At 78.4% G+C, this 1,247-nt stretch carries 1 pseudogene; it reads right to left on the bottom strand.

The annotated features are described in order from the left end of the window. Positions 1–1,178, bottom strand: a pseudogene (locus BN2279_RS09705) (AMP-binding protein); the annotation flags it as partial. Positions 1,179–1,247: the final 69 nt, after the last annotated feature.

Genomic DNA, 1,247 nt, shown 5'->3' with positions numbered 1-1,247 from the left:
CCCCGTGCGCGTGGCGGCAGGTGTGTGTAGGCGCGAGGCCCTGACACGACGGCCGGGAAGGCGTCCAGGACGACCAGCCGGGGCACCAGCGGGGCGGGCAGCCGCCCGCGCAGCAGCCGCAGGGCGCCCGCGCGGTCGAAGTGCGCCGGGTCGCCGCCGGCCGGGACCAGGTAGCCGACCAGGACGTCCAGCCCGCCCGGGGTGCGCCGGACCGCCGCAGCGGCGGCGGCGACGCCGGGAAGACCGAGCAACGCGGCCTCGATCTCGCCGAGTTCGACGCGCCGGCCGCCGATCTTCACCTGGTCGTCGGCGCGGCCGGCGAACACCAGCCCCTCGGGGCTGGCGCGCACCAGGTCCCCGGTGCGGTAGGCGCGTTCCCAGCCGAGGGCGGGCAGCGGCCGGAACCGTTCCGCGTCCTTGGCGGCGTCCAGATACCGCCCCAGGCCGACGCCGCCGATGACCAGCTCGCCGGTCTCCCCCCAGGCCACGGGCTCGCCCCCGGCGTCGACCACGGCCAGGTCCCAGCCGTCCAGCGGCAGTCCGATGCGCACCGGCTCGCCGTCCAGCAGCCGCGCCGCGCAGGCCACCACGGTCGCCTCGGTCGGGCCGTAGGTGTTCCACACTTCGCGCCCGTCGCGCGCGAAGCGCCGCACCACCTCGGGCGGGCACGCCTCGCCGCCCAGGATCAGCAGCCGCACACCGGAGAGCATCTCGCGCGACCACTGGGCGGCCAGCGTGGGCACCGTGGAGACCACCGTGATCCGGCGCTCCAGCAGCCACGGCCCGAGATCGGCGCCGGCGCGCACCAGGGCGCGGGGGGCGGGCACCAGGCAGGCACCGTGCCGCCAGGCCAGCCACATCTCCTCGCAGGACGCGTCGAACGCCACCGACAGGCCGGCCAGCACCCGGTCCCCGGGGCCGATCGGGGCGTCCGGCACGAACAGCCGCGCCTCGGCGTCCACGAAGGCCGCCGCCGAACGGTGGCGGACCGCCACGCCCTTGGGGCGCCCTGTGGAGCCGGAGGTGAAGATGATCCACGCGTCGTCGCCGGGGGCCGGGCCGCCGGGGCGCGCGCCCGGGGCGGTCGCGGGGCGCGGCGTGAGCGTGTGCCCAGCGCCGATCACGGCGCACAAGGCCGCCCCGTCCCTGACGAGTCGGGCCCGCTCGGCGGGGCCCTGGGGGGCGCCCGTCCCCTACGCGGCGCCCCTCGCCAGCCAGGCGAGAATCGCGGGATCCAGGCCCGGGGG

This window comes from Streptomyces specialis, assembly GCF_001493375.1.
GTDB classification, from domain to species: Bacteria; Actinomycetota; Actinomycetes; order Streptomycetales; family Streptomycetaceae; genus Streptomyces; species Streptomyces specialis.
The sequence above is the reverse complement of the archived record's forward strand: the minus strand, read 5'-3'. Positions and strand labels throughout refer to the sequence as shown.